Consider the following 322-nt stretch of genomic DNA (forward strand, 5'->3'; position numbering starts at 1 on the left):
CTTTGTCTTCGCTCTTGCAGCAGCTGCTGCTTTCGCTTTTGCCGCTGCAATTGCCTTTGCCTTTTCATCTCCCGAATCCCCATCACCTTGCGAGGCTTTCTGCTTCGCTAATGCTGCCGCTTTTGCCTTTGCTGCTGCCACCGCCTTCGCCTTCGCTTTTTCTTCTTCCGTTACTTCTTCTGTTCCTTCTCTTTTTTGCTTTGCTAACGCCGCCGCTTTTGCTTTTGCTGCCGCTGCTGCCTTCGCCTTCGCCTTCGCTTTCGCTTTTTCTTCTTCCGTTACTTCTTCTGTTCCTTCTCTTTTCTGCTTCGCTAACGCTGCT

1 pseudogene is annotated in these 322 nt (G+C 51.2%); it reads right to left on the bottom strand.

What is annotated here, in order from left to right:
• Nucleotides 1-322, bottom strand: a pseudogene (locus MR170_RS31365) (NADH-quinone oxidoreductase subunit C); the annotation flags it as partial.

The organism is Bacillus cereus group sp. BfR-BA-01524 (assembly GCF_022662595.1).
GTDB classification, from domain to species: domain Bacteria; phylum Bacillota; class Bacilli; order Bacillales; family Bacillaceae_G; genus Bacillus_A; species Bacillus_A thuringiensis_S.